Origin of the sequence: Kitasatospora sp. NPDC048296, from assembly GCF_043201815.1 — a bacterium.
Taxonomy (GTDB): Bacteria; Actinomycetota; Actinomycetes; order Streptomycetales; family Streptomycetaceae; genus Kitasatospora.
In genome coordinates this window covers 184,850-210,354 of record NZ_JBICZB010000001.1, presented here as the reverse complement: position 1 = coordinate 210,354, position 25,505 = coordinate 184,850, and the positions used below count along the sequence as shown (strand labels likewise).

General features: G+C 73.2%; 20 protein-coding genes. 13 read left to right on the top strand and 7 right to left on the bottom strand.

The window, feature by feature from the left end:
• The first annotated feature begins 251 nt into the window (after positions 1-251).
• Positions 252-1,676, top strand: coding sequence for a protein kinase (locus ACGF12_RS00995; protein ID WP_393023586.1), 1,425 nt, complete (start codon positions 252-254; stop codon positions 1,674-1,676).
• Between the two features lie 112 nt (positions 1,677-1,788).
• Entirely contained in the window at positions 1,789-3,534 is a 1,746-nt protein-coding gene (locus ACGF12_RS00990; RefSeq protein ID WP_393023584.1) for a protein kinase, read from the top strand.
• A 19-nt stretch (positions 3,535-3,553) separates the two neighbouring features.
• Here ACGF12_RS00990 and ACGF12_RS00985 read toward each other — a convergent pair whose 3' ends face one another.
• Together ACGF12_RS00985 and ACGF12_RS00980 are read right to left on the bottom strand one after the other, a co-directional pair.
• Complete coding sequence (locus ACGF12_RS00985) at positions 3,554-4,642, bottom strand: phosphotransferase (protein ID WP_393023581.1); 1,089 nt, start codon at positions 4,640-4,642, stop codon at positions 3,554-3,556.
• Positions 4,643-4,707: 65 nt separating this feature from the next.
• Entirely contained in the window at positions 4,708-5,367 is a 660-nt protein-coding gene (locus ACGF12_RS00980; protein WP_380608838.1) for a response regulator, read from the bottom strand.
• Positions 5,368-5,793: 426 nt separating this feature from the next.
• Here ACGF12_RS00980 and pdhA point away from each other — a divergent pair, with 426 nt between their 5' ends.
• The 3 genes from pdhA to ACGF12_RS00965 are packed head-to-tail and all read left to right on the top strand — an operon-like array spanning position 5,794 to position 9,353.
• Complete coding sequence (gene pdhA / locus ACGF12_RS00975) at positions 5,794-6,948, top strand: pyruvate dehydrogenase (acetyl-transferring) E1 component subunit alpha (protein ID WP_393023576.1); 1,155 nt, start codon at positions 5,794-5,796, stop codon at positions 6,946-6,948.
• Entirely contained in the window at positions 6,948-7,922 is a 975-nt protein-coding gene (locus ACGF12_RS00970) for an alpha-ketoacid dehydrogenase subunit beta (protein ID WP_387613343.1), read from the top strand. The genes pdhA and ACGF12_RS00970 overlap by 1 nt, the downstream gene beginning before the upstream one ends.
• A 15-nt stretch (positions 7,923-7,937) precedes the next feature.
• Positions 7,938-9,353 (top strand): dihydrolipoamide acetyltransferase family protein, encoded by a 1,416-nt coding sequence (locus ACGF12_RS00965; RefSeq protein ID WP_393023573.1) that lies wholly within the window; start codon positions 7,938-7,940, stop codon positions 9,351-9,353.
• A gap of 110 nt (positions 9,354-9,463) precedes the next feature.
• Here the strand turns inward: ACGF12_RS00965 and ACGF12_RS00960 are convergent, their stop codons facing one another.
• Complete coding sequence (locus ACGF12_RS00960) at positions 9,464-10,444, bottom strand: hypothetical protein (protein ID WP_393023570.1); 981 nt, start codon at positions 10,442-10,444, stop codon at positions 9,464-9,466.
• 211 nt (positions 10,445-10,655) lie between these two features.
• Positions 10,656-11,579, bottom strand: coding sequence for a hypothetical protein (locus ACGF12_RS00955; protein ID WP_393023567.1), 924 nt, complete (start codon positions 11,577-11,579; stop codon positions 10,656-10,658).
• Positions 11,580-11,783: 204 nt separating this feature from the next.
• On the opposite strand from ACGF12_RS00955, the gene ACGF12_RS00950 reads away from it, so the two are divergent.
• From ACGF12_RS00950 to ACGF12_RS00940, 3 genes are all read left to right on the top strand, one after another.
• Positions 11,784-13,016: a benzoate/H(+) symporter BenE family transporter gene (locus ACGF12_RS00950; protein WP_393023565.1), complete on the top strand. Its 1,233-nt coding sequence runs from the start codon at positions 11,784-11,786 to the stop codon at positions 13,014-13,016.
• Positions 13,017-13,174: 158 nt separating this feature from the next.
• On the top strand, positions 13,175-14,407 hold the full coding sequence (locus ACGF12_RS00945) for a M64 family metallopeptidase (RefSeq protein WP_393023563.1): 1,233 nt from the start codon (positions 13,175-13,177) through the stop codon (positions 14,405-14,407).
• 59 nt (positions 14,408-14,466) lie between these two features.
• Positions 14,467-15,849 (top strand): nitrate/nitrite transporter, encoded by a 1,383-nt coding sequence (locus ACGF12_RS00940; protein ID WP_393023561.1) that lies wholly within the window; start codon positions 14,467-14,469, stop codon positions 15,847-15,849.
• Between the two features lie 82 nt (positions 15,850-15,931).
• On the opposite strand, the gene ACGF12_RS00935 is transcribed toward ACGF12_RS00940, so the two are convergent.
• Positions 15,932-16,774: a BRO family protein gene (locus ACGF12_RS00935; RefSeq protein WP_393023558.1), complete on the bottom strand. Its 843-nt coding sequence runs from the start codon at positions 16,772-16,774 to the stop codon at positions 15,932-15,934.
• 181 nt (positions 16,775-16,955) lie between these two features.
• Positions 16,956-17,777: a maleylpyruvate isomerase family mycothiol-dependent enzyme gene (locus tag ACGF12_RS00930; protein ID WP_393023556.1), complete on the bottom strand. Its 822-nt coding sequence runs from the start codon at positions 17,775-17,777 to the stop codon at positions 16,956-16,958.
• Between the two features lie 173 nt (positions 17,778-17,950).
• On the opposite strand from ACGF12_RS00930, the gene ACGF12_RS00925 reads away from it, so the two are divergent.
• The 3 genes from ACGF12_RS00925 (at position 17,951) to ACGF12_RS00915 (ending at position 20,646) form a co-directional block, all read left to right on the top strand.
• Positions 17,951-18,748 carry a carbon-nitrogen family hydrolase gene (locus ACGF12_RS00925; protein WP_393023553.1) on the top strand — a complete coding sequence of 266 codons (798 nt, stop codon included), beginning with the start codon at positions 17,951-17,953 and terminating at the stop codon, positions 18,746-18,748.
• 138 nt (positions 18,749-18,886) lie between these two features.
• Entirely contained in the window at positions 18,887-19,882 is a 996-nt protein-coding gene (locus tag ACGF12_RS00920; RefSeq protein ID WP_393023550.1) for a GntR family transcriptional regulator, read from the top strand.
• A gap of 116 nt (positions 19,883-19,998) precedes the next feature.
• A complete protein-coding gene (locus ACGF12_RS00915) occupies positions 19,999-20,646 on the top strand; it encodes a hypothetical protein (protein WP_387613368.1) in 648 nt (215 codons plus the stop codon).
• A gap of 73 nt (positions 20,647-20,719) precedes the next feature.
• On the opposite strand, the gene ACGF12_RS00910 is transcribed toward ACGF12_RS00915, so the two are convergent.
• Positions 20,720-21,505 (bottom strand): SLATT domain-containing protein, encoded by a 786-nt coding sequence (locus ACGF12_RS00910; protein WP_393023547.1) that lies wholly within the window; start codon positions 21,503-21,505, stop codon positions 20,720-20,722.
• Positions 21,506-21,872: 367 nt separating this feature from the next.
• Between ACGF12_RS00910 and purD the strand changes: the two genes are divergently transcribed.
• Together purD and ACGF12_RS00900 are read left to right on the top strand one after the other, a co-directional pair.
• Entirely contained in the window at positions 21,873-23,120 is a 1,248-nt protein-coding gene (gene purD, locus ACGF12_RS00905) for a phosphoribosylamine--glycine ligase (RefSeq protein ID WP_393023544.1), read from the top strand.
• Between the two features lie 694 nt (positions 23,121-23,814).
• The gene (locus tag ACGF12_RS00900) at positions 23,815-25,398 is read left to right on the top strand and encodes a hypothetical protein (RefSeq protein WP_393023541.1); all 1,584 of its coding nucleotides are present in this window, start codon (positions 23,815-23,817) and stop codon (positions 25,396-25,398) included.
• The last annotated feature ends 107 nt before the right edge of the window (positions 25,399-25,505 follow it).

Genomic DNA, 25,505 nt, shown 5'->3' with positions numbered 1-25,505 from the left:
CGCCGGACCGGACGTACCGCGACGATCCGCCCCGGGTCGCAGCGCCGTGGAGGGGCGCCGACGGCCCGGGGCCAGGATCGGCCCTGCACCGATCACCGTCGGCGAGAGCCGATACCCTGACCCCTGTCGCTGGCCGGTCGAGCCGCCGCGACAGGGGTCCGCCAGGCCAGCGGGCCGGGCCCACCACGCACGGACGAGACCGAACGTCACGGCTGCGGCAGCACGGCCGCGCCGAGGGGGAGCAGAGGACCATGAGCGAGCACGGCAACGCGGCGGTCGAGGGCTTCTCCCTGGGCAACGGCCGCTATGTGCTGCAGCGGCTGCTGGGTGAGGGCGGCATGGCCTCCGTGCACCTCGCGTACGACAGCGTGCTCGACCGGCAGGTCGCGCTGAAGAGCATGCACAGCGAGCTGGGCCGGGACGACTCGTTCAAGGAGCGGTTCCGCCGCGAGGCCCAGGCGGTGGCCCGGCTGGAGCACCCCAACATCGTCACGGTGTACGACAGCGGCGAGGACGTCGCCGCGGACGGCTCCAGCACGCCGTACATCGTCATGCAGCTGATCGACGGCAAGGGCCTGCGCGAGACGATCAACGAGGCGGTCGCCCAGTACGGCGCGGTGCCCACCGAGGAGGCCCTGAAGGTCACCGTCGGCGTGCTGAACGCGCTGGAGGCCTCGCACGACATGGGCCTGGTGCACCGCGACATCAAGCCCGGCAACGTCATGTTCGACCGCAAGGGCAACGTCAAGGTCATGGACTTCGGCATCGCCCGGGCGCTGGAATCCGGCGTCACGTCGATGACCCAGACCGGCATGGTGGTCGGCACCCCGCAGTACCTCTCGCCCGAGCAGGCGCTGGGCAAGCCGGTGGACGCCCGCTCCGACCTCTACTCGGTCGGCGTGATGCTCTTCGAGATGCTCACCGGCCAGCTGGTCTTCGACGGTGACTCGGCCTTCTCGATCGCCTACAAGCACGTCCAGGAGGAGCCGCCGGCGCCCTCCAGCCTCAACCGCTCGATCACCCCGGCCGTGGACGCCTACGTCGCCCAGGCCCTGCGCAAGGACCCGGCGCACCGCTTCCAGAGCGCGGCCGCGATGCGGGACGAGGCGGAGCGGCTGATCGCGGAGCTGAAGGGCGGCGGTGGACACTCGCTCCAGGCGAGCACCCCGCTGATGATCAAGGAGGGTCCGCGCGCGGTGCACGCCGCGCCGCAGACCCCGCAGGCCCCGCAGACCCCTCACCCCTTCCCCCAGCAGCCGCAGTACCGGACCCCGCCGCCCGCCTACCAGACCCCGGCCCCGCAGGCTCCGCACACGCCGCACCCCCAGTACCTCCAGCAAGGGGGGCAGCCGCAGTACCGGACGCCGCCGCCCGCCTACCAGGCCCCGGCCCCGCAGCCGCAGTTCCACCAGCAGGGCGGGCAGCGGCCGATGCACACCCCGGTGCCGCAGCCGATGCCGCCGTACCAGCAGCCGAAGCCCAACAGCGGCGGCTGCTCCACGGCGTTCGTGGTCGTCGCGATCATCGTCGGTGTGCTGGTGCTGGCCGGCATCATCATCGCGATCGTGGTGAACAACGCGCAGGACAAGACCAAGACCAAGTTCGGTGGGCACGCGGAGCGGCCGGCCGCGGTGCTGGTGCTGGACCAGCCGACCGACCGGAATGGCCTGCTCTGACGGATTCCGGCAGGTTCGGGCTGTCACGGGTGCGCGCCGGAAGCGGTAGCGTTCGGGGATACGTAAGCGACAGGGCACCGCGATTCCGAGCGAACGCCCGGGGCGAGGAGCGATGGCACAGACGCAGCAGCCGGACGACGACGCGGGTGCCCGAGCGGACGGACGGACCGGCGGGACGCCGAGGACTTCCGAGCCGGGCAGCGAAGCCGCGACCTCCGCGCTGCCGCCGTTCGGCCGGAGCGGGCCGCAGACCCCCGGCCGCGGCACCGCCGCCCCGCTGGGCACGGTCGGCGACGGGCGCTACCGGCTGACCCACCGGCTCGGCCGCGGCGGCATGGCCGAGGTCTTCGCCGCCGAGGACGTGCGGCTGGGCCGCACCGTCGCGGTCAAGCTGCTCCGCGGCGAGCTGGCCCAGGACGACGTCGCCCGACTGCGCTTCACCCGCGAGGCACACGCCGTCGCGGCGCTGAACCACCACGCGATCGTCGCGGTCTACGACACCGGCGAGGAGTACGTCGGGGACGAGTCCACGCCGTACATCGTGATGGAGCTGGTCGAGGGCCGGACCGTCCGCGAGCTGCTGGTGGACGAGGAGGCGCCGCCGGTCGACCAGGCGCTGATCATCATCGCCGGGGTGCTGGAGGCGCTGGCCTACAGCCACCGGAACGGCATCGTGCACCGCGACATCAAGCCCGCCAACGTGAGCATCACCAACGCCGGCGCGGTCAAGGTGATGGACTTCGGCATCGCCCGGGCGCTGACCGGCGGGGCCACCACGATGACCCAGACCGGCATGGTCATGGGCACCCCGCAGTACCTGTCGCCCGAGCAGGCGCTCGGCAAGGCGGTCGACCACCGCTCCGACCTGTACGCGGCCGGCTGCATGCTCTACGAGCTGCTCACGCTGCGCCCGCCGTTCACCGGCGACACCCCGCTCTCGGTGGTCTACCAGCACGTCCAGGACCCGCCGGTGCCGCCCTCGCAGGCCAACAGCCGGGTGCCGTACGGGCTGGACGCGCTGGTGCTGCGCTCGCTCGCCAAGAACCCGGACGACCGCTTCCAGGACGCCGACGAGTTCCGCGCCCACGTGCAGCACGCGCTGCGCGAGATGCACGGCGCGGCCGGCTGGGTCGGCGCGGAGGCCGGCGACACCGGCGCCACCCAGGTGATCCGCCCGGACCAGTCGGCGGCCACCCAGGCCTTCGGTGCGGTCGGCGCGGGCGACCAGACCTCCGTGCTGCCGTACTCGACGGGTGGCCCGCACACCCCCTCCTCGCCCTACCCGGCGGCCGGCGGCCCGTACGGCGGCGGTGGCGGGGAGGACGACGGCGACCACGGCGACCACGGCTCCGGCCGTCGGCGCGGGCCCTGGGGCTGGGTGGTCGGCGGACTCGCCGTGCTGCTCGCGGCCGGCGCCGGGATCGCCTTCGCGCTCAGCGGCAACGACAACAACAAGACGAACACGCCGAACACGCCCGCCCCGGTAGTCAGCACCACCGAGGCGACCACGCCGACCCAGAGCGGCCAGGCGAGCCCGTCGCCGTCCGTCCCCGGCAGCCGGCGGACGCAGCAGCCGACCGACAACGGCAGCTACACCGGCAACAGCGGTGGCTACAACAACGTGTCGCCGTCGCCGAATTCGGGCAGGCACACGCCGACCCAGACGCCGACCCAGACGCCGACGTCGACGCCCACCCACGTCCCCACGGCCACCTCGACGGGGACCGGCGGGCCGACCTCGGGGGGGTCGACGCCGACCTCGGGCGGCGGGGGCAGCACGCCCACCAACCCGGCGCCGCCGACCTCCAAGCCGACCGGTGGCGGAGGCGGCACGGTGCCGCCGCCGTCGGGGCTCTGACGACCCCCGGCTGACGGGCTCAGTTGGCGAAGGCGTCCAGGACCTGCTCGTACTCCTGGCACCACCACGCCAACTGGCCCGCCGAGGCGGGGTAGAGCGGGTCGGCCCGGTGGTCGGCCCGCTGGTAGCGCCACTGCAGCATCCAGAAGTCGTTCAGCCGCTCCCACCAGACCCGGTGGACGGCGGCGGCCAGGTGCTCGGCGGTGGCGGCCCCGGAGGCCCGGTAGGCCTGTGAGTAGCGGCGGACCCGGACCAGGTCGAGGGCGCCGGTGGTCCGGTCGTTGAAGAGCAGCGTGGCGCCGCGGACGGCCTCCTCGGCGCGTGGCTGGGGGCCGAGCTTGTCCCAGTCCAGGACGGCCGTGACCCGGTCGCCGTCGTACAGCAGGTTGAGGCCGTGGAAGTCGCCGTGGGTCCAGCCGGTGGGCGGGGCGGCCTGCGGGTCGGGGCGGCGGTGGGCGTGGTCGGCGAGCAGTTCCAGTCGTTCGGCGAGCCGTTGTTCGACCAGGGTGTCCAGTTCGTCGTACGGGCGGTGCTCGCGGGCGTGGCGGCGCAGTTCGCGGGCGAGTTCGGCGCTGTCGAGGGGGTCGGCGCTGCGGTAGCCGGCGGGCTGGTCGAGGGGGGCGCAGACGTCGTCGAGCGCGCCGTGCAGTCGGCCGAGCAGCGCGCCGAGCGTGTCGCACTGCGGCAGGGGGAGCTCCGTACCGTGCTGGTGTCGGCCATCGACCCAGGGGAAGAGCGCGAACAGCCGGCCGCCCAGGCCGGCCACCGTGCCGGCGCGTTCGGTGCAGGTCAGCGGCGGTGAGACGGGCAGTCCGAGGGCGTGCAGGTCGGTCATCGCGCGGTGGTGGGCGAGGATCTTCGGACGGTTGGCGGTGGCGGCGTCGACGTAGCACTTCAGGAAGTACGCCCCGGCCTCGGTGGTGACCCGGTAGCCCCGGTTCAGCAGGCCTTCGGCGACGGGTTCGGCGGTCAGCAGCCGCCCCACCCGGTAGCGGGCCAGGACCTCGTCGAGTGCGCTGCGCGGGACGGGCGGGCTGAGGGTCCCTATCGGCGGGGCGGAGAGGTCGGGGCGGGCCGGGGCGCAGGCGAGGGTCTGGCTGAAAGTCACGTGCAGAGGTTATGGCCCCCTGGTGGGGGCCCTTGACAAACCGTCAGATGTGTGAAGTGGCCGGATCAGTACTGATGGTCGGCCTGGTGCCGTGCCACGAAGGCGGCCGCCTGGGTGCGCCGCTCCATGCCCATCTTGGCGAGCAGACTGGAGACGTAGTTCTTCACCGTCTTCTCGGCCAGGTGCAACTCGTTGCCGATCTGACGGTTGGTCATCCCCTCGCCGATCAGATCGAGGATCCGCCGCTCCTGCTTGGTGAGTTGGGACAGTCGCTCGTCCTCCTTCTCGCCGCCGTCGCGCAGCCGGGCGAGCACCCGGCTGGTGGCGACCGGGTCGAGCAGCGAGCGGCCGGCCGCGACGTCCCGGACGGCGGTGATCAGGTCGGTGCCGCGGATCGCCTTCAGGACGTAGCCGGAGGCGCCCGCCATGATCGAGTCGAACAGCGCCTCGTCGTCCGAGAAGGAGGTCAGCATCAGGCACTTGATCTCGGGCAGCCGGGAGCGGACCTCGCGGCAGACCTCGACCCCGTTGCCGTCCGGCAGCCGGACGTCGAGCACCGCGACGTCGGGGTGGACCGCCGGGATCCGGGTGAGCGCCTCGGCGGCCGTGCCGGCCTCGCCGACCACCTCGATGTCGTCCTCGACCGAGAGCAGGTCGTGCACGCCCCGTCGGACGACCTCGTGATCGTCGAGCAGGAACACCCTGATTTGTCCGTTATCAGTCACGTCCAAAGCCTCCCATATCACCCTACATAAGGCCTATCGTTCGCATCGGCGTAAAGACGTGATCCGGCCACAGTCGCCGAAACCGATACCGAGAACCCCCTTTCGTACGGGCGTCTGCCCGGATAACGTGCGCTGGTGTCCTGAAGGCGCTCGAATTGAGAGCTGCGTCACGCCGACCGTCACCCCCACCCTTCCGACGGCGAGCCCCGGCGCGGCACCCTCGGGGTTGTAGGCCCTGAACAAGTAGGACGTCCTAGCGCAAGCGCGCCAAGGGCGGACGCTGGGTAACGTTCTCGTGAGGGACGCCGTCGGAACAGGATCACCACCTGCCACGCAGTAGGTGCGCACACCCACGCGCGCCCCGCGAGGCGGTGACCGGACCGGTCACCGGCGACCCCGGGCGGCCGGACAGACCGAGGAGTGAACGTGACCGTCAAAAGCACGGCGAGGGCTCGCAAGAAGGCGGCCCCCGCTGTCCCTGACACCCTCCGCGCCACGGGTAAGGACGCCCAGCCGGAGCTCGTGCAGCTGCTCACCCCGGAAGGCGAGCGGGTCGAGCACCCGGACTACCCCCTCACCATCACTCCGGAGGAGCTGCGCTCCCTCTACCGCGACCTGGTGCTGGTGCGCCGGTTCGACGGCGAGGCGACCGCCCTCCAGCGTCAGGGCGAGCTGGGCCTGTGGGCCTCGCTGCTCGGCCAGGAAGCCGCCCAGGTCGGCTCCGGTCGCGCCATGCGCACCGGCGACTACGCCTTCCCCACCTACCGCGAGCACGGCGTGGCCTGGTGCCGCGACGTCGACCCGCTGAACCTGCTCGGCATGTTCCGCGGCGTGAACCACGGCGGCTGGGACCCGAACGAGAAGAACTTCCACCTGTACACCATCGTGATCGGTGCGCAGGCCCTGCACGCCACCGGCTACGCGATGGGCATCACCAAGGACGGCGCCGACGACGCGGTGATCGCGTACTTCGGCGACGGCGCCTCCAGCCAGGGCGACGTCAACGAGGCCTTCACCTTCGCCTCGGTCTACAACGCGCCGGTGGTGTTCTTCTGCCAGAACAACCAGTGGGCGATCTCCGAGCCCACCACCACCCAGACCAAGATCCCGCTGTACCGCCGCGCCTCCGGCTTCGGCTTCCCGGGCGTGCGGGTGGACGGCAACGACGTGCTGGCCTGCCTCGCGGTCTCCCGCTGGGCGCTGGACTACGCCCGCAGCGGCAACGGCCCGGTGCTGATCGAGGCCTTCACCTACCGGATGGGCGCGCACACCACCTCCGACGACCCCACCCGCTACCGGCTCGCCGAGGAGACCGAGGCCTGGAAGGCCAAGGACCCGATCCTGCGGCTGCGCACCCTCCTGGAGAAGGAGGGCCTGGCGGACGAGGAGTTCTTCGCCGCCGTCGACGCCGAGAGCGAGCAGCTGGGCCTGCGGGTGCGCGAGGGCGTGCGCAGCATGCCGGACCCGGATCCGACGCTGATCTTCGACCACGTGTACAGCGAACCGCACGCGCTGGTCGATGAGGAACGGGCCGAATACATCGAGTACGCGGCCTCTTTCGAGGCGGGGGAGAACCACTGATGGCCGGTCAGCTGAGCATCGCCAAGGCGCTCAACGAGGCGCTGCGCAAGTCGCTGGAGAACGACCCGAAGACCGTCCTGATGGGCGAGGACATCGGCAAGCTCGGCGGCGTCTTCCGGATCACCGACGGCCTGCAGAAGGACTTCGGCGAGGGCCGGGTGATCGACACCCCGCTGGCCGAGTCCGGCATCATGGGCACCGCGATCGGCCTCGCGCTGCGCGGCTACCGCCCGGTCGTGGAGATCCAGTTCGACGGCTTCGTCTACCCGGCCTTCGACCAGATCGTCTCCCAGCTGGCCAAGATGCACGCCCGTGCGCTGGGCCACGTCAAGATGCCGATCACCGTCCGCATCCCCTACGCGGGTGGTATCGGCGCGGTCGAGCACCACAGCGAGTCGCACGAGGCGTACTTCGCGCACACCGCCGGTCTGCGGGTGGTCACCCCGGCCAACGCGCACGACGCGCACTGGATGCTGCGGCAGTCCATCGAGTCGGACGACCCGGTCATCTTCCTGGAGCCCAAGCGGCGTTACTGGGACAAGGGTGAGGTCGGCGCCGCCGCCGACCTGGGCCTGCACGACGCCCGGATCGTCCGTCCCGGCGCCGACGCGACGCTGATCGCGTACGGTCCGATGGTCAAGGTCTGCCTGGAGGCCGCCGCGGCCGCCGAGGAGGACGGCCGCCGGCTGGAGGTCGTCGACCTGCGCTCGCTCTCCCCGGTGGACTTCACCACCCTGGAGGAGTCGGTCAAGCGCACCGGGCGGGCCGTCGTGGTGCACGAGGCTCCGGTCTTCATGGGCATGGGCGCCGAGCTGGCCGCCCGACTCACCGAGCGGTGCTTCTACCACCTGGAGGCGCCCGTCCTGCGGGTCGGCGGCTACTTCGCGCCGTACCCGCCGTCCCGGGTCGAGGAGTCCTTCCTGCCCGACCTGGACCGCGTGCTCGACGCCGTCGACCGCGCGCTCGCGTACTGATACCGGGGAGCGAAGATGACCACCGAAGTTCGCTCGCTCCGCGAGTTCAAGATGCCCGACGTGGGCGAGGGCCTCACCGAGGCCGAGATCCTCAGCTGGTACGTCAAGCCCGGTGACACCGTCACCGACGGGCAGGTCGTCTGCGAGGTCGAGACCGCCAAGGCGGCCGTGGAGCTGCCGATCCCGTTCAACGGGGTCGTCGAGCAGCTCTTCTTCCCGGAGGGCGCGACGGTCGACGTCGGCACCGTGATCATCTCGGTCGCGGTGGCCGGCGAGGCGGCCGCTCCGGCCGCTGTGCCCACGCCGGCCCCCGCCGCCGAGGCGCCGGCCGACGAGGCCGAGCCGGAGCGCCGGGAGGTGCTGGTCGGGTACGGCCCGCGCACCGGCGGCAGCCAGCGCCGGGCCCGGCGGACGACCACCACCAAGACCGTCACCGCGTCGAAGCCGGCTCCGGCCGCGCCCGCCGCCCCGGTCGCCCCGGCTCCGGCCGCGCCCGCCCCGGTGGCCGAAGTGCCGTTCGGTGAGCGGCCGTTGGCCAAGCCGCCGGTGCGCAAGCTGGCCAAGGACCTCGGCATCGACCTGCGGGCCGTCACCCCGACCGGCCCGGACGGCGTGATCACCCGCGAGGACGTGCACGCCCACGCCGCGGCCCAGGCCGCTCCGGCGGCTCCGGCCGTCGAGGTGGCCGAGGTCGCCGCGGTCGAGGTGCCGGTGTCCGCCCCCGCCGCGGGCGACGTCCGGGTGCCGATCAAGGGCGTCCGCAAGGCGACCGCGCAGGCGATGGTGGCTTCGGCCTTCACCGCCCCGCACGTCACCGAGTTCGTGCAGGTCGACGTGACCCGCACGATGAAGTTCGTCCGCCGGCTCAAGGAGAGCGGCGAGCTGGGCCGGGACGTCCGGGTCAGCCCGCTGCTGCTGGTCGCCAAGGCGCTGCTCACCGCGATCAAGCGCCACCCGGAGATCAACGCCCAGTGGGACGAGGCGGCCCAGGAGATCGTGATCAAGGGTCAGGTGAACCTCGGCATCGCCGCGGCCACCCCGCGCGGCCTGATCGTCCCGAACATCAAGGACGCCGGGTCCAGGACCCTGTCCGGCCTGGCCGTCGCGCTCGGCGAGCTGGTGGAGACCGCCCGCCAGGGCAAGACCTCGCCGGCCGACATGCAGGGCGGCACGGTCACCATCACCAACGTCGGCGTCTTCGGCGTCGACACCGGCACCCCGATCCTCAACCCGGGCGAGGCGGCCATCCTCGCCTTCGGCGCGGTCCGGGAGCTGCCGTGGGTGCACAAGGGCAAGGTCGTCCCGCGTCAGGTCACCACGCTCGCGCTCTCCTTCGACCACCGGCTGGTGGACGGGGAGTTGGGCTCCAAGGTGCTGGCCGACGTGGCCGCGCTGCTGGAGCACCCGAAGCGCCTGATCACCTGGGGCTGACGGCCCGGTAGGACCTCGTAGGACCTCGTAGGACCTCGTAGGACCGAAGAAGGGGCCCTCCTCCGCACCGCCGTGCGGAGGAGGGCCCCTTCGTCGTGCTCGCCCGTCGACTACCGCTGGGGACGGAGTCGGCGGACGGCGATCAGGACGCCGGCGCCGAGCGCGAGGAGCGCGGCGGCGGAGACGGCGAGGAAGGTGTTGGTCTCGGCGGCGCCGGTGTGGGCGAGCTCGGGGGTGCCGGCCGGGGCGGTGGTGGCCGGGGCGGAGGAAGTGGCCTGCGGCGCCGGGGAGGTGGGGGCCGCGGCGGCGGGCGTGGGGGTCTCCTTGGCCGGGGTCTGGTCGGCGGCGGGCTCGGCGTGCTTGGTCTGCTTGGCCTCCTTCGCCTCCTTCGCCTTCTTGGTCGGCGCGGGCTCGGGCTTGGCCGGGGTGGTCGGCTTGGCGGGCGCCTGCGGGTGCGCCACCTTGACCTCGGTGACCGCGCCGCGGCCCCCGCCCGCGCCCGGCGAGACGATGACCTGCAGCCCGTCGACGTCCTTGGTGACGTCGGCGGAGAGCCCGACCCGGAAGCGGTAGTTGACGGTGTGGCCCTTGGCGAGCGGCATGGCGGCGGCCGGAGCCGCGCCGCCGACCGCCGGGTCGCAGCCGTTCCGCACCGACAGGCGCTGCCACTGGCCGTTGACCATGATCTCGGCGGTGACCTGCGAGGGCTTCGGGGTGGAGCCGTGCGTGTTGAAGACCGAGATTCCCGGGATGATCCGGTGGTAGTCGGCGCCGGTCCCGTTGAAGACCGCCGCATCGAACTCGGCCTTGGAGCCGCCGACGGTGATCGCGGCCGGGATCGAGGTGAACGTGGCCGTGGCGCCCTGACCGTGCAGCTCGAAGGACTGGTCCTGCTCGTCCGCGGCGGACGGCTTCGCGGGAGCGGTGACGGGCGCACTGCCCTCGTCGTCCCCGCAGGCCCAGGCGGTGTCGGTGGCGAGGAACTGGATGCCGCCCGCGAGGACGGTGGTGGCGGCAAGCGCGGCGATACGGCGGCGGCCGGAGAGCGAGCGGGTGTTCTTCGCAAAACGGGTGATAACGGACGTGCGCATGACGTGACTCCCCAGGGTCATGTGGCTGACGGTGTGTGGGTGAAGACGACCGGCCCCGCTCCTCGTGAGCGGAAGCGCCCCCGGCTCCGCCGGTCTCGCTCTCCGTGCCTTCACTCTGATGGACGCGCATCCCCGCCGGGGGTTGCAGGTCGGTTCGGAATTTCTTCCGATCGATCGGGGCCGAGGGCCCCTTCGCGTGTGGTGTGGCCGGTCAGCGCTGGTGCCGGAGGCGGCGGACGGCGATCAGCACGCCGGCGCCGAGCGCGAGGAGCGCGGCGGCGGAGACGGCGAGGAAGGTGTTGGTCTCGGCAGCGCCGGTGTGGGCGAGCTCGGGGGTGCCGGCCGGGGCAGCGGAAGTGGCTTGCGGCGCCGGGGACTTGGTGGCCTCGGTGTCGGCCTTCCCGGCGGCGGGCTCGGCCGGCTCGGCGGGCGCGGGCTTGGCGGCCTGGGTCGGCTTCGCGGCGGGCGCGGCCTTGGTGGGCGCGGGCTTGGCGGCCTGGGTCGGCTCCGCGGCGGGCGCGGCCTTGGGGTGGGTGACCTTCACGTCGCGGTGGTCCCAGGACTCCTCCACGCCCTTGTCGTTGGAGGCGTCCGTCACCAGGCTCAGTGCGGTCAGGTCCTTCGGCGCGTTGGGCGAGAGCGAGACCCGGAACATGAAGTTGGCGGCCCGGCCGTTGGCCAGCGGCTGCGCCAGGGAGGAGGTGTCGGTGTCGAGCCCGTTGCAGCCCGGGGTGAGCTTCAGCGACTTCCAGGAACCGTGCTGCATGACCTCGACCCGCACGTCCTTGGCGCGCAGCGGGGTGCCCGGGGCGGCGCTCGACAGGCCGAAGTTCGGCGCGGTCTTCGGGACGTCGGCCCCGGTGGAGTTGCCGATCGACAGGCCGAATTCGGTCCAGCTGCCGTCGGCGGCGATGCTGTTGGACTCGAAGATCCGGAAGTCCGCCCCCGGGACGGTCGGCTTGTCGACCGTGCGCGGAGCGCTGTACCGCACGTCGCCACAGGCCCAGGCGGTGTCGGTGGCGAGGAACTGGACGCCGCCCGCGAGGACGGTGGTGGCGGCGAGGACGGCGATACGGCGGCGGCCGGAGAAGGCGCGGTCGTTCTTCGCAAAACGGGTGATAACGGACGTGCGCATGACGTGACTCCCCAGGGTCATGTGGCTGACGGTGTGTGGGTGAAGACGACCGGCCCCGCTCCTCGTGAGCGGAAGCGCCCCCCGGCTCTGCCGGTCTCGCTCTCCGTGCCTTCATCCGTATAGACGTGCATCCCCGTCGGGGGTTGCAGGTCGGTTGAAAAGTTTTTTCGGGAGTCTTCGGCCGGGCTTCGGGATACTGCCGGAATGACGGATGAGCTGACGATCCGACCGGAGAAGACGGCGGTCGAGGGCGGGGAACGTCGGTCGCTGCGGCGGGACGTGTCGGGGCCGGCGCTGCTGGCGGGACTGGTGTGCGTCGCGGTGTCCTTCTCGGGGCCGCTGGTGGTGGTGCTGGCGGCGGCGGCCGCCGGGCGGCTGGACCAGGCGCACACCGCGTCCTGGATCTGGGCGGTGGCGATCGGCAGCGGGGTGAGCGGCTTCGCGCTCAGCTGGTGGACCCGGACGCCGGTGATCACCGCCTGGTCCACCCCGGGGACCGCGCTGCTGGTGACCAGCCTGGGCCACTACCCGTACCGGGAGGCGGTCGGGGCGTTCCTGGTGAGCGCCGCGGTGGTGACGCTGTTCGGGGTGACCGGCTGGTTCGGCCGGCTGATCGCGGCGGTGCCGGTGGGGATCGTGAACGCGATGCTGGCGGGCATCCTGTTCTCCTTCGGCGCCGGGATCTTCGGCGCCGTGCACAGCGCGCCGGTGCTGGTGGTGGGCGGCTTCGCGGCCTTCCTGCTGGTCAAGCGGTTCGCGCCCCGGTACGCCGTACCGGTCGCGCTGCTGGTCGGCGGGGTGCTGGCGGCGCTGACCGTCGGGCTGCCGCTGCACCTGGGCTCGGGCGGGCCGACCGTGCCGGTGCTGACGGTGCCGGCCTTCTCCTGGTCGGCCCTGGTGGGGCTGGCACTGCCGCTCACCATCGTCACGCTGGCCTCGCAGAACGCCCCGGGCCTCGGGGTGATGCGGGCCTTCGGCTACCAGGCGGACGACCGGCTGCTGATCGGCTCGACCGGCGCGATGGCGATGCTGATGGCGCCGTTCGGCTCGCCCGGGGTGAACCTGGCGGCGATCACCGCGGCGATCTGCTCGGGTCCGGAGGCCCACCCGGACCCGCGCCGGCGGTACGTCGCGGGGATGTCCTCGGGCGTGCTGTACGTGCTGGTGGGCAGTTTCGGCGGGGTGCTGGTGAGCCTGTTCACCGGGCTGCCGAAGGAGTTGGTCGCGGTGATCGCCGGGGTCGCGCTGCTGGCCTCGCTGCAGGGCAGCCTGGCGGCGGCGGTCGCCGAGGAGCGCGGGCGGGACGCGGCGGTGGTGACCTTCCTGGCGAGCGCCTCGGGGATGAGCCTGTTCGGCATCGGTTCGGCTTTCTGGGGGCTGCTCTTCGGGCTCGGGACGCACCTCGTGCTGAACCTGGGGAAGCGTTCCCAGGAGTGATGCAGCGGGACTGATTGGTATGAATGGCGTGATAGGAATCGTTCGGCCAGGTCGGTGACATTTTCTTCGGCCGGTTGGGGCGACACACCGGTCCGGGTACGTCTCCGCTCCACCACCCGGGCGACGCCGGGTGACCGGAGCCCCGAGGACGAACCCGTATGCCTTCTGGCACCCCAGGCCGTCTCGTCCGGAGTCTGGCCGCGTTCGTGCTGGTGTCCACCGCCGTACTCCCCGCCGCTCTGGAGGCGGTCGGCCCCTCGCCGTTCGGCGTGATCGGGGCGGGCGCCCCGGCCGACCGGGCGGTGCCGCCGCACACCTCGCACCGCCCCGACCAGCGAATACCCGCGGCCGCCCCGACCTTCGACATACGCCGCACCGGGGACCCGGCCAACCGGATCACCCTGGTCCTGCTCGGTGACGGCTACACGGGCGACGAACAGGAACTGTTCCGGCAGCAGGCCGACAAGGCCTGGCACGCGCTGATGGACATCGAGCCGTTCCGCACCTACCAGGGGTTCTTCAACATAAGGCGGGTCGAGGTGGTCTCCCCGGTCTCCGGGATAGCCGAGACCGAGAGCCGCGGCCGCAACCCCGCCACCCCGCTCGGGATGCACTTCTGGTGTGAGGGGACCGCCCGGCTGCTCTGCGCCGACGAGTCCGCCACCGCCCGGTACGCGGGGGACGGCGCCGGGCCGCAGTACCTGATAGCGCTGGCCAACTCCGCCGAGTACGGCGGCGCCGGGGGCACCGGGGTGACCACCCTGGCCGGGGGCAGCCCGGACTCCGGGCGGATCATCCAGCACGAGATCGGGCACACCGTGGGGGACCTCGGGGACGAGTACGACAGCGCCCCGGAGGACGCCGACTACCCGAACCTCTCCACCCTCAACGCCGACGACATGCGCAAGAAGCAGACCAAGTGGTGGCGCTGGCTGGGCGTCGACTCCCCGGACGGCGCCGGGACCGTCGGGGCGTACCGCGGCGCCAACGGCCTCTACCGGCCCACCCCCGACTCGGTGATGCGCACCCTGGGCAGCAGCTACAACCTGCCCTCGCGCGAGGCGATCATCGAGGAGGTGTACCGCAAGGTCCGGCCGACCGACGCCCCCTCGCCGCCGCCCGGCGAGGTGACCGGGCGCCCGCGGCTGGACGTCCGGCCGCTGCCGCTGACCGGCACCCGGCAGCTGAAGGTGGAGTGGAAGGTGGACGGGGTCCCGGTGATGCCGCAGGCTCCGGACGGCGGCTCGCTGGACACCGCGCAACTGGACCTGGCCCCGGGCCGGACGGCCACCGTCACCGCGACCGTCCAGGACACCACGGACTGGGTGCGGGACGAGGCCTTCCGGGACCGCTACATGACCAGGTCGGTGTCCTGGACGGTGACCGGCTGAGGGCCCGCCCTCACCCCAGGCTGGGCGTCCAATCATGGGATGACTAATCTGGACGAACTATGACCGTGGAGCCAGCTCGTTCAGCCCCGTCCCTGTCCGTCCCCGCTCCCCGACCCGCCGTCGCGCCCTCGACCGCCACCGCGCCCTCGACCGCCACCGCGCCCTCGACCGCCACCGCACCCTCGCCGCCCGGCGGCCGCGCGGCCTGGCTGGCCTGGTCCATCGGCGTCAGTGTCTACATCCTGGCCGTCATCCACCGCACCAGCCTCGGCGTGGCCGGACTGGACGCCGCCGAGCGCTTCGGCATCGGCGCCTCGGCGCTGTCCACCTTCTCGATCCTCCAGGTGCTGGTCTACGCGGCCATGCAGGTCCCGGTCGGGCTGCTGGTCGACCGGTTCGGGCCGCGCCGGGTGCTGCTGCTCGGCGTGCTGCTGCTGAGCACCGGCCAGCTGGCCTTCGCGTTCAGTTCCTCCTTCGCCCCGGCGCTGGCCTCCCGGGCGGTGCTCGGCTGTGGCGACGCGATGACCTTCATCAGCGTGCTGCGGATCGCCGCCCGCTGGTTCCCGGCGGCCAAGAACCCGTTCGTCGCCCAGCTGACCGGCCTGGCCGGGATGGGCGGCAACCTGGTCACCACGGTGGTGCTCGCCCAGGCGCTGCACAGCGAGGGCTGGACGCCCACCTTCGCCGCGATCGCGCTGCTCGGCGTGGCGGTGTTCGCGCTGGTCGCGCTGTTCCTCAAGGACGCACCGCCGGTCGTACGACCGGCCGACCCGCCGACTGCCCGCCCTGAGGTCCGACGGCAGGTCCTGGACTGCTGGCGGGAGCCGGGCACCAGGCTGGGCCTGTGGGTCCACTTCACCACCCAGTTCCCCGGCAACGCCTTCGGCCTGCTCTGGGGCATGCCCTACCTGGTCGAGGCGCAGGGCATGTCCCGGACCGCGGCCGGCGGGCTGCTGACCCTGCTGGTGCTCTCCAACATGACATGCGGCTTCGTCTTCGGCCGCCTGCTCTCCCGCACCGCCCGGGCCCGCATGCCCATCGTGCTCGCCGTCATCGCCACCACCGCGCTCGGCTGGGCACTGGTGCTGGCCTGGCCCGGCGGCCACCCGCCGATGTGGCTGCTGGTCGGGATCATCCTGGTGATGGGCAGCAACGGCCCGGCCTCACTGGTCGGCCTCGACTACGCGCGCTCCCGCAATCCGGTCGAGCGGCTCGGCACCGCCTCCGGCATCGTCAACATGGGCGGCTTCATCGGCACGATGATCACCCTGTTCGGCATCGGCGTGCTGCTGGATGCGCTCTCCCCGGCTGGCGCCGGGGCGTACTCGACCACCGCCTTCCGCTGGGCGTTCTGCTGGCAGTACGTGCCGCTGGCGGTGGGGACGCTGATGATCCTCCGGCTGCGGCGGAGGGTTAATGCGGCCGATGTGTACAGTTTCTGACCTGCGGAAATGCGCTAACCCTCACTTCTAGTGAGGGTTAGCGCGGGCTATGAGTGAGTTGAACCCACTCATAGCGGCGGCATCAGCGCCTGTACTCCCGCATGAACTCGACCATCTGCGGGGCCGTCCCATAGATGCGGTCAATCTGGCCGGCGTTTACTTCCGCGTACATGAGTCCGCGATCAGGCGCGGGCGGGTGGCTCGGCTTCGGCTGCGCTTCCTTCCGCAGGCGGATCAGATCCACCAGCTTCAGCTTCGGGCACCCCGGAACGATCCGGCTGCCCCGGATCCCGACCCGTTCCCCGCCCGGGCAGGCGAAGTACGCGCCGAACGGCGGTCCGCTGTCCTCCTCCCGGCTCGGCAGGTGGAGGACCATCTCGCCGTGCCGGCAGCGGACCGTCCCGTCCGAGTGGACGGTCAGGCCGGGCCAGTCCTCGTGGTCGATCTCCGCGACGATCCGCACCTGCTGGCCGATCGCCTCGGCCAGGGTCTCCGCCATCCGCCGCTGCTGGGTCGGGATGTCGGTGTCCCCTCGGCGGACGGAGGGGAGCAACTCCTCCGTGACCCAGTTCCTGAACGGCCTGGAAGACGTCTTGTTGGACCTCATCAGCAGTGAGTAGAGGCCAGCTTCACTCACCACGCGCAGGAATGGATTTCCACGGCCGTACAGTTTCTGACCTGCGGAATCGTCGTAACCATCGCTTTTGGCGATGGTTACCAACCGCATGTCGACGGTGCGGTGCTGGCGTTCCTCCAGCCGCTTGAGGGCGTCGGCCGGGTTCCGTCGTCCCAGCACCCGACACACGTCCGCCGTGACGAACCACGGCTCCCCGTCGATCATCACGACGCGGATCGGCTGCCCCGTGACCGGGAAGCTCGACCGCACCAGCACCATCTCTTCCTGCTGCCCCTGTTCGTCGTCCATCAGGACGCTCCTCCTTCTTCCGGGTGATGGCAGAACTGCCCGGAGCAACGAGGCCAAACAGGTGAGGTGGCTGGTGCGAGGTTGACGCATGGATGCACGAGTGGTGCCGACTGGATGCACGAGTGGTGCCGACCCGGCGCGCGTTGGTGCGTGTACGCCGGGTGGTGCGCGCCGATGAGCCTCAGATGGTGACGGCGAAGTTGGCTAGCACCCGGTCGGCCAGCTCCTTGTCGCCCTCGACGGTCACCGGGCCCGGTCGGCCCCGGCCGCAGGCGAGGCGGACGTACGTCTCCCAGTCCATGGTGAGCTGGACGTCGGGGGCCAGGCTGATCGACTCGTCCACGGTGCCGCGCCCGGCGGCGTCCACCCGGACGGTGCGCAGGAACTCCACCGGGCCGGTGACGTCCACCACCAGGGCCGTCCCGGCCGGGGCGCCGGCGTTGTGGGCGACGGCCTTGGGCAGCCGCTCCAGCAGGGAGTCCCGGGTGATCAGCGCACCCGGGGCGGCCAGGTTGCCGGGGGTCTCCAGGGCCCGGCGCAGGTCCTGCTCGTGCACCCAGACGTCGAACGCCCGCATCCGCAGCAGCTCGTGGTACGGGACGTTCCCGGCGAGCGGGCCGGCCGACCAGCGCACCGGCTCGTCGGGCGCCTGCTTGGCGTTCCGCAGCGCGCGGGAGCGGCGGATGATCGTGTACTCCAGCTCGCTGGTCATCTCCAGCGCCGTGTGGCAGCGGCGCTTGTCGACCGGCAGCTCGATGTAGCGGGCGAACTCGGTGGTCACGTGGCGAAGATCACGCGGCAGCGAGTGGATCGGACGGGGATCGCCGAGCAGCTCGGACTCGACCGCGATCACGTGCGACACGATGTCCCGGACCGACCAGCCGGGGCACTCGGTCGCCCGGTTCCAGGATCCCTCGGGGAGGGGGGCGACCAGCTCCGATATGGACTCGATGCTGTGCGTCCACGCCTCGGTGTAAGCCTGCACGGTCTGGTTGTCCGTCACGGGAATCTCCGGCCCTCCGTCAGCTTTCCTACGGTTCGCGCCCGGTCATCGCGGCCGGCCGGGATGGTCCGGCTTCCGGGCGCTCACGCTAACCGCACGTTACGCTGCCGGGAGACAGCTGGGCAGCGCTTTCGGGTGACGATCGTAGGACTCTTGCCGTGGACGGTGGTACTGTGCGCGCTTCATTGATCCAACTCGGGGTCTCCGACGCCGAGCCGCCCGCCGAGCGACGGGCCCGCGCCGCGGCGCTGGTACGGGCGCAGCAGGACGCCGACCTGGTGGTGCTGCCGGAGCTGTGGCCGCTCGGCGGCTTCGCCTACGACCTCTGGTCGGAGGGCGCCGAGACCCTGGACGGGCCCACCTCGGACGCGATGGCGGCGGCCGCCCGGGCCGCCGGGGTCTGGCTGCACGCCGGTTCGATCGTCGAACGCGACCCGGACGGGCCGATCTACAACACCTCGATGCTGTTCGCCCCGGACGGCGAGCTGGTGCACACCTACCGCAAGATCCACCGCTTCGGCTTCGACAGCGGCGAGGCGGTGGTGATGGGCGCCGGGCAGGAGATCGTCACCGCGCCCACCGACTTCGCCACCCTGGGCCTGGCCACCTGCTACGACCTGCGCTTCCCGGAGCTGTTCCGGGCGCTGCTGGACGCCGGCGCGCAGCTGCTGGTGGTCCCGGCCGCCTGGCCGGCCCGGCGGCGCGAGCACTGGACGCTGCTGGCCCGGGCACGGGCGGTGGAGGAGCAGGCCTTCGTGCTGGCCTGCAACACCGCCGGGACGCACGCCGGGGTCGAGCAGGCCGGGCACAGCATCGTGGTGGACCCGTGGGGCCGGGTGCTGGCCGAGGCCGGGGACGACGAGCAGGTGCTGACCGTCGACTTCGACCCGGCCGAGGTGGGCAAGGCGCGCGAGGAGTTCCCGGTGCTGCGGGACCGCCTGCTCGGCATCCCGGCACCCGTCCAGCGGTAGGGCCCGAGGCGTTCCGGAGGGTTGGTTCGTACCTGCTCCGGGCCGGTTTGAGAAGATGAGCACTCGTCGTGTTCCCTGCCGCTGGTCGGCCGGTCCGTCGCGGGTCGGCCTGGCGGCCTGCCCGAGGAGGTCGCGCGCATGTCCGGCAACGGCGCAAGCGACACCCCCCGTCCCGTCATCCACCGCAACAGCCTGCGCGAGCAGATCGCCGGCGCGCTGCGCGAGGAGATGATGGCCGGCCGGCTGGCGGCCGGGCGCAACTTCACCGTCAAGGAGATCGCCGAGCTGTACGGCGTCTCCGCGACCCCGGCCCGCGAGGCGCTGGTCGACCTCGGCGCCCAGGGGCTGCTGCGGACCGAGCACCACCGCGGCTTCACGGTGCCGGAGCTGTGCTGGGAGGACTTCCTGGAGATCTTCGAGTCCAGGGTCCTGCTCACCGACAGCTTCTACCGCCAGTTCTCCACCCGCCGGGCGCTGCCCGACCTCACCCGGCTGCCCTCGCTGAGCCGCCGGGCCGACGCGGCGGTCCGGGCCGCCCGGGCCGGGAACCTGGACGTGATGGTGGGCTGTGACCGCCGGTTCTGGCAGGAGGTCTCCGCTCTGCTCGGCAACCGGCGGATCGGCGACTACCTGGACTGGCTGCGGGTGCAGTCCTGGATGTTCGCCGCGCCCTACCTGCGGGAGATGCCCGCCCTGGGCGGGGTCTGCTGGGACCGCCACCTGGACCTGGTCGAGGCGATCGGGGCCCACGACCTCGAAGCCGCGCACCGGATCATCTGCGAGTACAACCTGTTCACCGTCCGGCTGCTGGCCGGGCTGGCCGGGCGCCCGCTGGAGTCGGTGACGGTGCTCGGGCTGCTCACCGAGGCGGCCGGGGCGGAGCCGCTGCCGGTACCGGTCGAGCCGCCGGTGTCCTCGCCGCCGCTCCCGGCGGAGCCCGCCGCGGAGCCCGGGACGGCCCGGGCCGGGCGGCCCCGGCAGGGCGGGGAGGTCGGCCGGGAGCTGGGCCGTGAACTGGGCCTGGGCCTCGGCCTGGTGCCGCAGCCGCGCTGGGTGCCGTACGGACGGTTCGGCCGGCGGCCGGCCGAGGCTCCGCAGGGACGGCCCGATCCGCACGCCGCGCCGGGCCGGTAGGGTGGGCGGGCGTCGAACCCGGTGCCCTGGCAAGGGCCGTCCGGGTACCGACTCCGCCCCCCGTCGTCGCCCCGCCCCGCGGGCGATCCCCGCCGTCCGGAGAGGAACTGCCGGCCATGGCCTGCGACCTCTGGCTCGTCCCGCTGGTGGACGTGCTGAGCCACAGCCCCGACAACCCCTTCCGGGACGACCTCGCGCTCTACAACGCGGTGCTGACCTCCCGCGGGCTGCCCCAGGTGCCGGTCTACCAGTACGTCCCCGGGCTGAGCGGAGCGGTCGAGCCGATAGCCGCCTTCGACTACGACTCGCTGCACTTCCTGCGCCGCGCCTACCTGCTGGGCCTCACCGGTCTGGACATCACCCCGGTCGACGCGCTCGGCGGCGACTACGAGCAGCTGTTGGAGATGTTCGAGAGCAGCGCCGAACAGTCGCACCTGGTCTGGCACTTCGACCACGCCGGCGCGTACGTGCCGATCGAGTTCCCGACCCCGCTGGTGGACGACGCGCTGCTCGCCGGCGGCGGCCCGCTCGGCTCCAGCCACGGGCTGCTGCGCGAACTGCAGGCCGTGGCGCCGGCGCTGGGCATCGACCCGCTCAACCCGCCGGACCCGACCCGGCCGCTGGGCCCGACCGGCCTGGAGCAGCCGTTCGGTCCGCCGATCGACGACGTGCACCCCTTCGCCCGCGAGCGCCACGCCTGGTCGGGCCTGTACGCGGCGGCGACCCGGAGCCTCGCCCAGGGCTCGATGATCGTCTTCGCGTAGCGCCGTACCACCGGGGTGCGTCCGTCGATCCGCGCGTCCGGCGCGAACCGCCGGACACGTCCAGGGGCGCGCCCTACCGCAGCGGTCCCTCCGGCGGCCGCTGGCGCGGCATGGTGGGCCTGGTCCCCGGCGGCGGCAGCACCCGCACCTGGGCGCCCACCCCGGGCTCGGTGCGCCCGCCCCAGGCCCCGGGGGCCTGGGTGGGCAGCTGGGTCATCGAGGCGCGGAACTCCAGCATCCACTCCGAGGTCTCGGTGCGGACCATGTCCGAGACGTCCTCGCAGAACCGCCGCAGCACGCCCAGGCAGCGCTCGGCGGCCTCGCCCGCGGTGCCCTCGGTCGGGCCGAGCACCTCGCGCACGCACTCCGACGCCCAGTCGAACTGGAAGGCCTCCAGGCGGCGTTGCAGCGCCTGGGCGATGGAGACGTCCCGCATCCAGCCGGAGGTGAGGCCGAAGGCCCGGTCGGTGCCGTAGCAGGCGGCGGCGAGCGCGAAGCTCACGTAGCCCCAGCCGGCGCCGTGCGAGAGCGCGCCGGTCAGGTCCACCAGCGGGCCGGTCACCCCGCCCACCGCGAAGCCGGCCGTGCCGAAGCGCAGCAGGCGCGCCCAGCGGCGCTTCCAGATCCGGTCCCGGCGGTACCACTCGATCGCCTCGACCGCCCGCTCCTCGGACCAGCGGTAGAGCTCCTCCAGTCGCTCGGCGGGCTCGCCCCAGTCCCCGAGCGGGAACTGTCGGGTGCTCAGATCGGTCCGGCGGCGGGTGGAGGCCCGCCGGGCGACGGCGGCGGCGGGCGGGTCCTCCTCACCGATCTCCTTGCCCCAGGCACTCTCCTCGGGCTGCATTTCCGGCTGGCTCACCTGTGGGGCTCCCTGTGGCGGGCGGGCGGCTTGGTCTGGCGGCGCATCGGCTGACGTGACGTCTGCCGGTGGTTGTCCAACAGCACTTCTTACCGCCAAATGGCTGACCGTGGGGGCGCTTCCACGGTGATCGTTATCGGTTTCGGCCACCGGAACCCGAGGTGAGCGGGTTGCGGGGGTCGGCGAGATTTCACCCGTCCGAGCGAGGCGCCGGTGACCCGCCGTCCTGACCCGGACACCCGCCGCGCATCCGGACCCTCCGGGCTTGGAGATTCCTCCGGCGTCGTCGGCGTACGGAGCTCTTCTCCTGGAGGATCCGACGGGACCGGAGAGCGGCCGGAACAGGCCACCGACTACGCTGCCTGGCGTGAAGGTCCTCGTCATCGGCGGCGGCGCCCGCGAACACGCCCTGTGCCGCTCCCTGTCCCAAGATCCCTCCGTGGCCGAGCTGCACTGCGCCCCGGGCAATGCCGGGATCGCCGGCGTCGCGACGGTCCACCCGGTCGACCAGCTGGACGGCGCCCAGGTCGCCGAACTGGCCGTGCGGCTGGGCGCCGACCTGGTCGTGGTCGGCCCCGAGGCCCCGCTGGTGGCCGGCGTCGCCGACGCCGTGCGCGCGGCCGGCATCCCGGTGTTCGGCCCCTCCGGCGCGGCAGCGCAGCTGGAGGGCTCGAAGGCCTTCGCCAAGGACGTGATGGCCGGGGCAGGGGTGCCCACCGCCCGTTCCTACGTCTGCACCACCCCCGAGGAGGCCGCCGCGGCGCTGGACGCCTTCGGCGCGCCGTACGTGGTCAAGGACGACGGCCTGGCCGCCGGCAAGGGCGTCGTGGTCACCTCCGACCGCGAGGCCGCGCTGGCGCACGCCGCCGCCTGCGAGCGCGTGGTCATCGAGGAGTACCTGGACGGCCCCGAGGTCTCGCTGTTCGCGATCACCGACGGCACCACCGTGCTGCCGCTGCAGCCCGCGCAGGACTTCAAGCGCGCGCTGGACGGCGACGAGGGCCCCAACACCGGCGGCATGGGCGCCTACTCGCCGCTGCCGTGGGCGCCGGACGGCCTGGTCGAGGAGGTCCTGGAGACCGTCCTGCAGCCGACCGTGGACGAGCTGCGCCGCCGCGGCACCGAGTTCTCCGGCCTGCTGTACGCGGGCCTGGCGCTCACCTCGCGCGGTACCCGGGTGATCGAGTTCAACGCCCGCTTCGGCGACCCGGAGACTCAGGTCGTGCTGGCCCGGCTGCGCACCCCGCTGGCCGGCGTCCTGCTGGCCTCCGCCACCGGCGCCCTGGACCAGCTGGAGCCGCTGCGCTGGGACGAGGGCGCCGCCGTCACCGTGGTGATCGCCTCCGAGGGCTACCCGGCCGCGCCGCGCACCGGCGACCCGATCGATGGTCTGGCCGAGGCCGAGGCCGACGGCACCGCGTTCGTGCTGCACGCCGGCACGAAGGCGGACGAGGACGGCCGGGTGCTGAGTGCCGGCGGCCGCGTCCTGTCGGTCACCGCGACCGGCGCCGACCTGGCCGAGGCGCGCGACCGCGCGTACGCCGCCGTGGACCGGATCTCCCTCAAGGGCGGGCAGCACCGCACCGACATCGCGCTCAAGGCGGCCACCGCCTGAGGCACCGGCACCCCCTGCGGCCCCCGTGCGAACCGCTCGCACGGGGGCCGCGCTCGTCAAGGGCGAGCGCGCCGAAGGGGCGCGCCGGTGCCGAAAGGGAGAAGCGACAAGCGAGGCACGAGCGCCGGAGCGCCGACCGTCGGCACCGGGTCAGAGCGCCCCGGAGGCGAGCGCGCCCGAAGGAGAGGGCAAACAACCCGCAGGGCGCAGCGCCCTCGGCGTTTCCCGGGCCGGAGCGGTTCCGGGGGCCGACGCACCGTTCGGCGGCCGGATTCCAGCCCATCGGGTGACAGCAACCGCATCCAGCTGACGTAACCGCGCGCTCGGCCTTATGGTGCGCTGGATCGCAGTGCGACGGGGCCGTGCGCCGGGGTCGCCGCCGGGTAGCGGCGCGCCCGCGGGGGGATGCTGGACGGCGTCCGGCCGGGCGGTCGCTCGGGTGCTTCGCACCGGACCGGTCGCAGGCGTCCGGGCTGCGTCACCGAAGCAACCGGGCGGCGTCACCGGGACGAGTGGAAACCGGGTCGTTCCGGAACGCCCGCCCGGACCGGGGCGTCGAAAATGTCAGTAGCGCCACACAGCCTGCACTGCCGGGGATCGGACGCCTCCGCTTCCCGGTCGGAACTGATCATTTCGAGTCGGCTCAGGGCCCGGATCCGGGCGCCCGAGGGCTCCGAAGGGGGTGCCGCACCGTATGGCCGCAGTCGACACCACGCGCGCTCACGCCCAAGCGGTCCTGCGGGTCCGAGGCCTGGCCCTGGCCGCCGCCGTCGTGCCCGCCGCCGTCACGGTGGTCCTGCTCGCGGGCCGGTTCACCGGCCGGATCGGTGCGCCCGGTGCCCCGGACGCCGCCGGCTGGGACGCCGCCCGCTGGGCCTTCGGCGCGGTCGCCGCGCTGACCCTGCTGGTGGCCGGGCTGACCGCCTGCGCCTACCGCCGGGCCGTCCCGCCGCAGATCCCGGCCGTCCCGGTCGCCCGAGCCGAGGCCCCCGAGCTGTACCGGCTGATCGGCGAACTGGCCGACCGGCTGGACGTGCCCGCGCCCTCCGCCATCGCCCTCACCCCGGACTGCGACAGCTGGCTGGAGGACCTCCCGCCGGTGCGGCGGCCCGGACCGCTGCGGCCGCACCCCGTGTCGCCCGCGCCGGTGCTGGTGATCGGCTCGCCGTTCCTGTGGTGGATGCGGGCCGGCGAGCTGCGCGCCCTGCTGGCCCCCGTGGTGGCCGGCACCGCCGCCTCCGCCGACCCGGAGATCGCCGCCGCCCGCCGCTTCCTGCGCAGCCTGGACGCCTGCGTGGACTCCGGCGCGGGCGCGGCCCCCGGGCTCGGTGGCGGCACCCTGGCCGCCCCGCCCCGGCCGCCCCGCCGCGGCGCGGCCGGGCTCGCCGACCGGATCACCCGGCGGATCACCCGCCGCATGCTCGGCGCCTGCCGCGGCCACTCCGCCGAGCTGGAGCGCTCCGTCGCGAGCTGGGCCTCCGAGCAGGCCCGGACGGTCGACTACGGCCTGCGGATCGCCGCCCAGGAGCAGGTGGGCCTGGCCTACGCCGGCTGGGACCGGCTGCTCACCCGGGTCGCGCTGCCCGCCTGGCGGCTCGGCCGCCACCCCGCGCACCTCAACGCCGGAGTGGCCGCCGCGCTCACCGAGCTGTCCCGCCGCGACCGGCTGGCCGACGGCTACGGCAACCGGCTCGGCGACCGCCCCGCCTGCGACCTGCTGGAGGAGCCCGGCACGGTGGACCGGGCGGTCTCCCGGCTCGCGGCCGAGCTGTTCTTCGGCCGCCCGCCGGCCGGCGCCTGGGACGAGCTGGAGTGGGCCGACTACCCGACCGACGTGGTGGACGCCGGCTGGCGGGCCCGCGCCGCCGCCCTGCAGTCCGCCCTGGACCGACTCGCCCCGCAGTCCCGTCCCGGCGCCCCGACCCTCACCCGGCTGCTGGTCCGGCTCGCCGAGGGCGACGGCGAACGGCTGGCCGCCGCGTTCGCCGCCCAGCTCGCCCGCACCACCGCTCCGGCCCCGGTGCTCGAACCCGACCGCACCGGCCGCGACCTGCTGGTCGACCACGTCACCGCGATGGTCTGCTGCGCGGCCGTGGACACCGCCGGCGGCGCCCCCGGCCTGGACTGGCTGGACGGCCCGGTGCTGCTGCTCGGCGGGGTCCGCCGCACCGACCTGGCCGGCCCGGTCGCCCAGGCCGTCGAGCAGGGCCAGGACGGACCGCTGCGCGCCTGGCTGGACACCGCCGAGGTCCGCCTGGAGAAGCCCGTACGCCTCTAGGCGCGGCTGATCGTTCCCATCGGGCGCGAACGGCCCGACACGCCTCTGTCGCCCCATCGGCCACAGACGGCGCTCGGCGCCCCGGCACGCGCCCCCGTCGGGCCCCG

Bases quoted from the DNA above. Each gene is read 5' to 3' on its own strand.
- ACGF12_RS00995 (WP_393023586.1), top strand. From the start codon at position 252: ATGAGCGAGCACGGCAACGCGGCGGTCGAGGGCTTCTCCCTGGGCAAC.
- ACGF12_RS00990 (WP_393023584.1), top strand. From the start codon at position 1,789: ATGGCACAGACGCAGCAGCCGGACGACGACGCGGGTGCCCGAGCGGAC.
- ACGF12_RS00970 (WP_387613343.1), top strand. From the start codon at position 6,948: ATGGCCGGTCAGCTGAGCATCGCCAAGGCGCTCAACGAGGCGCTGCGC.
- ACGF12_RS00965 (WP_393023573.1), top strand. From the start codon at position 7,938: ATGACCACCGAAGTTCGCTCGCTCCGCGAGTTCAAGATGCCCGACGTG.
- ACGF12_RS00960 (WP_393023570.1), bottom strand. From the start codon at position 10,444: ATGCGCACGTCCGTTATCACCCGTTTTGCGAAGAACACCCGCTCGCTC.
- ACGF12_RS00955 (WP_393023567.1), bottom strand. From the start codon at position 11,579: ATGCGCACGTCCGTTATCACCCGTTTTGCGAAGAACGACCGCGCCTTC.
- ACGF12_RS00950 (WP_393023565.1), top strand. From the start codon at position 11,784: ATGACGGATGAGCTGACGATCCGACCGGAGAAGACGGCGGTCGAGGGC.
- ACGF12_RS00945 (WP_393023563.1), top strand. From the start codon at position 13,175: ATGCCTTCTGGCACCCCAGGCCGTCTCGTCCGGAGTCTGGCCGCGTTC.
- ACGF12_RS00940 (WP_393023561.1), top strand. From the start codon at position 14,467: ATGACCGTGGAGCCAGCTCGTTCAGCCCCGTCCCTGTCCGTCCCCGCT.
- ACGF12_RS00935 (WP_393023558.1), bottom strand. From the start codon at position 16,774: ATGGACGACGAACAGGGGCAGCAGGAAGAGATGGTGCTGGTGCGGTCG.
- ACGF12_RS00920 (WP_393023550.1), top strand. From the start codon at position 18,887: ATGTCCGGCAACGGCGCAAGCGACACCCCCCGTCCCGTCATCCACCGC.
- ACGF12_RS00915 (WP_387613368.1), top strand. From the start codon at position 19,999: ATGGCCTGCGACCTCTGGCTCGTCCCGCTGGTGGACGTGCTGAGCCAC.
- ACGF12_RS00900 (WP_393023541.1), top strand. From the start codon at position 23,815: ATGGCCGCAGTCGACACCACGCGCGCTCACGCCCAAGCGGTCCTGCGG.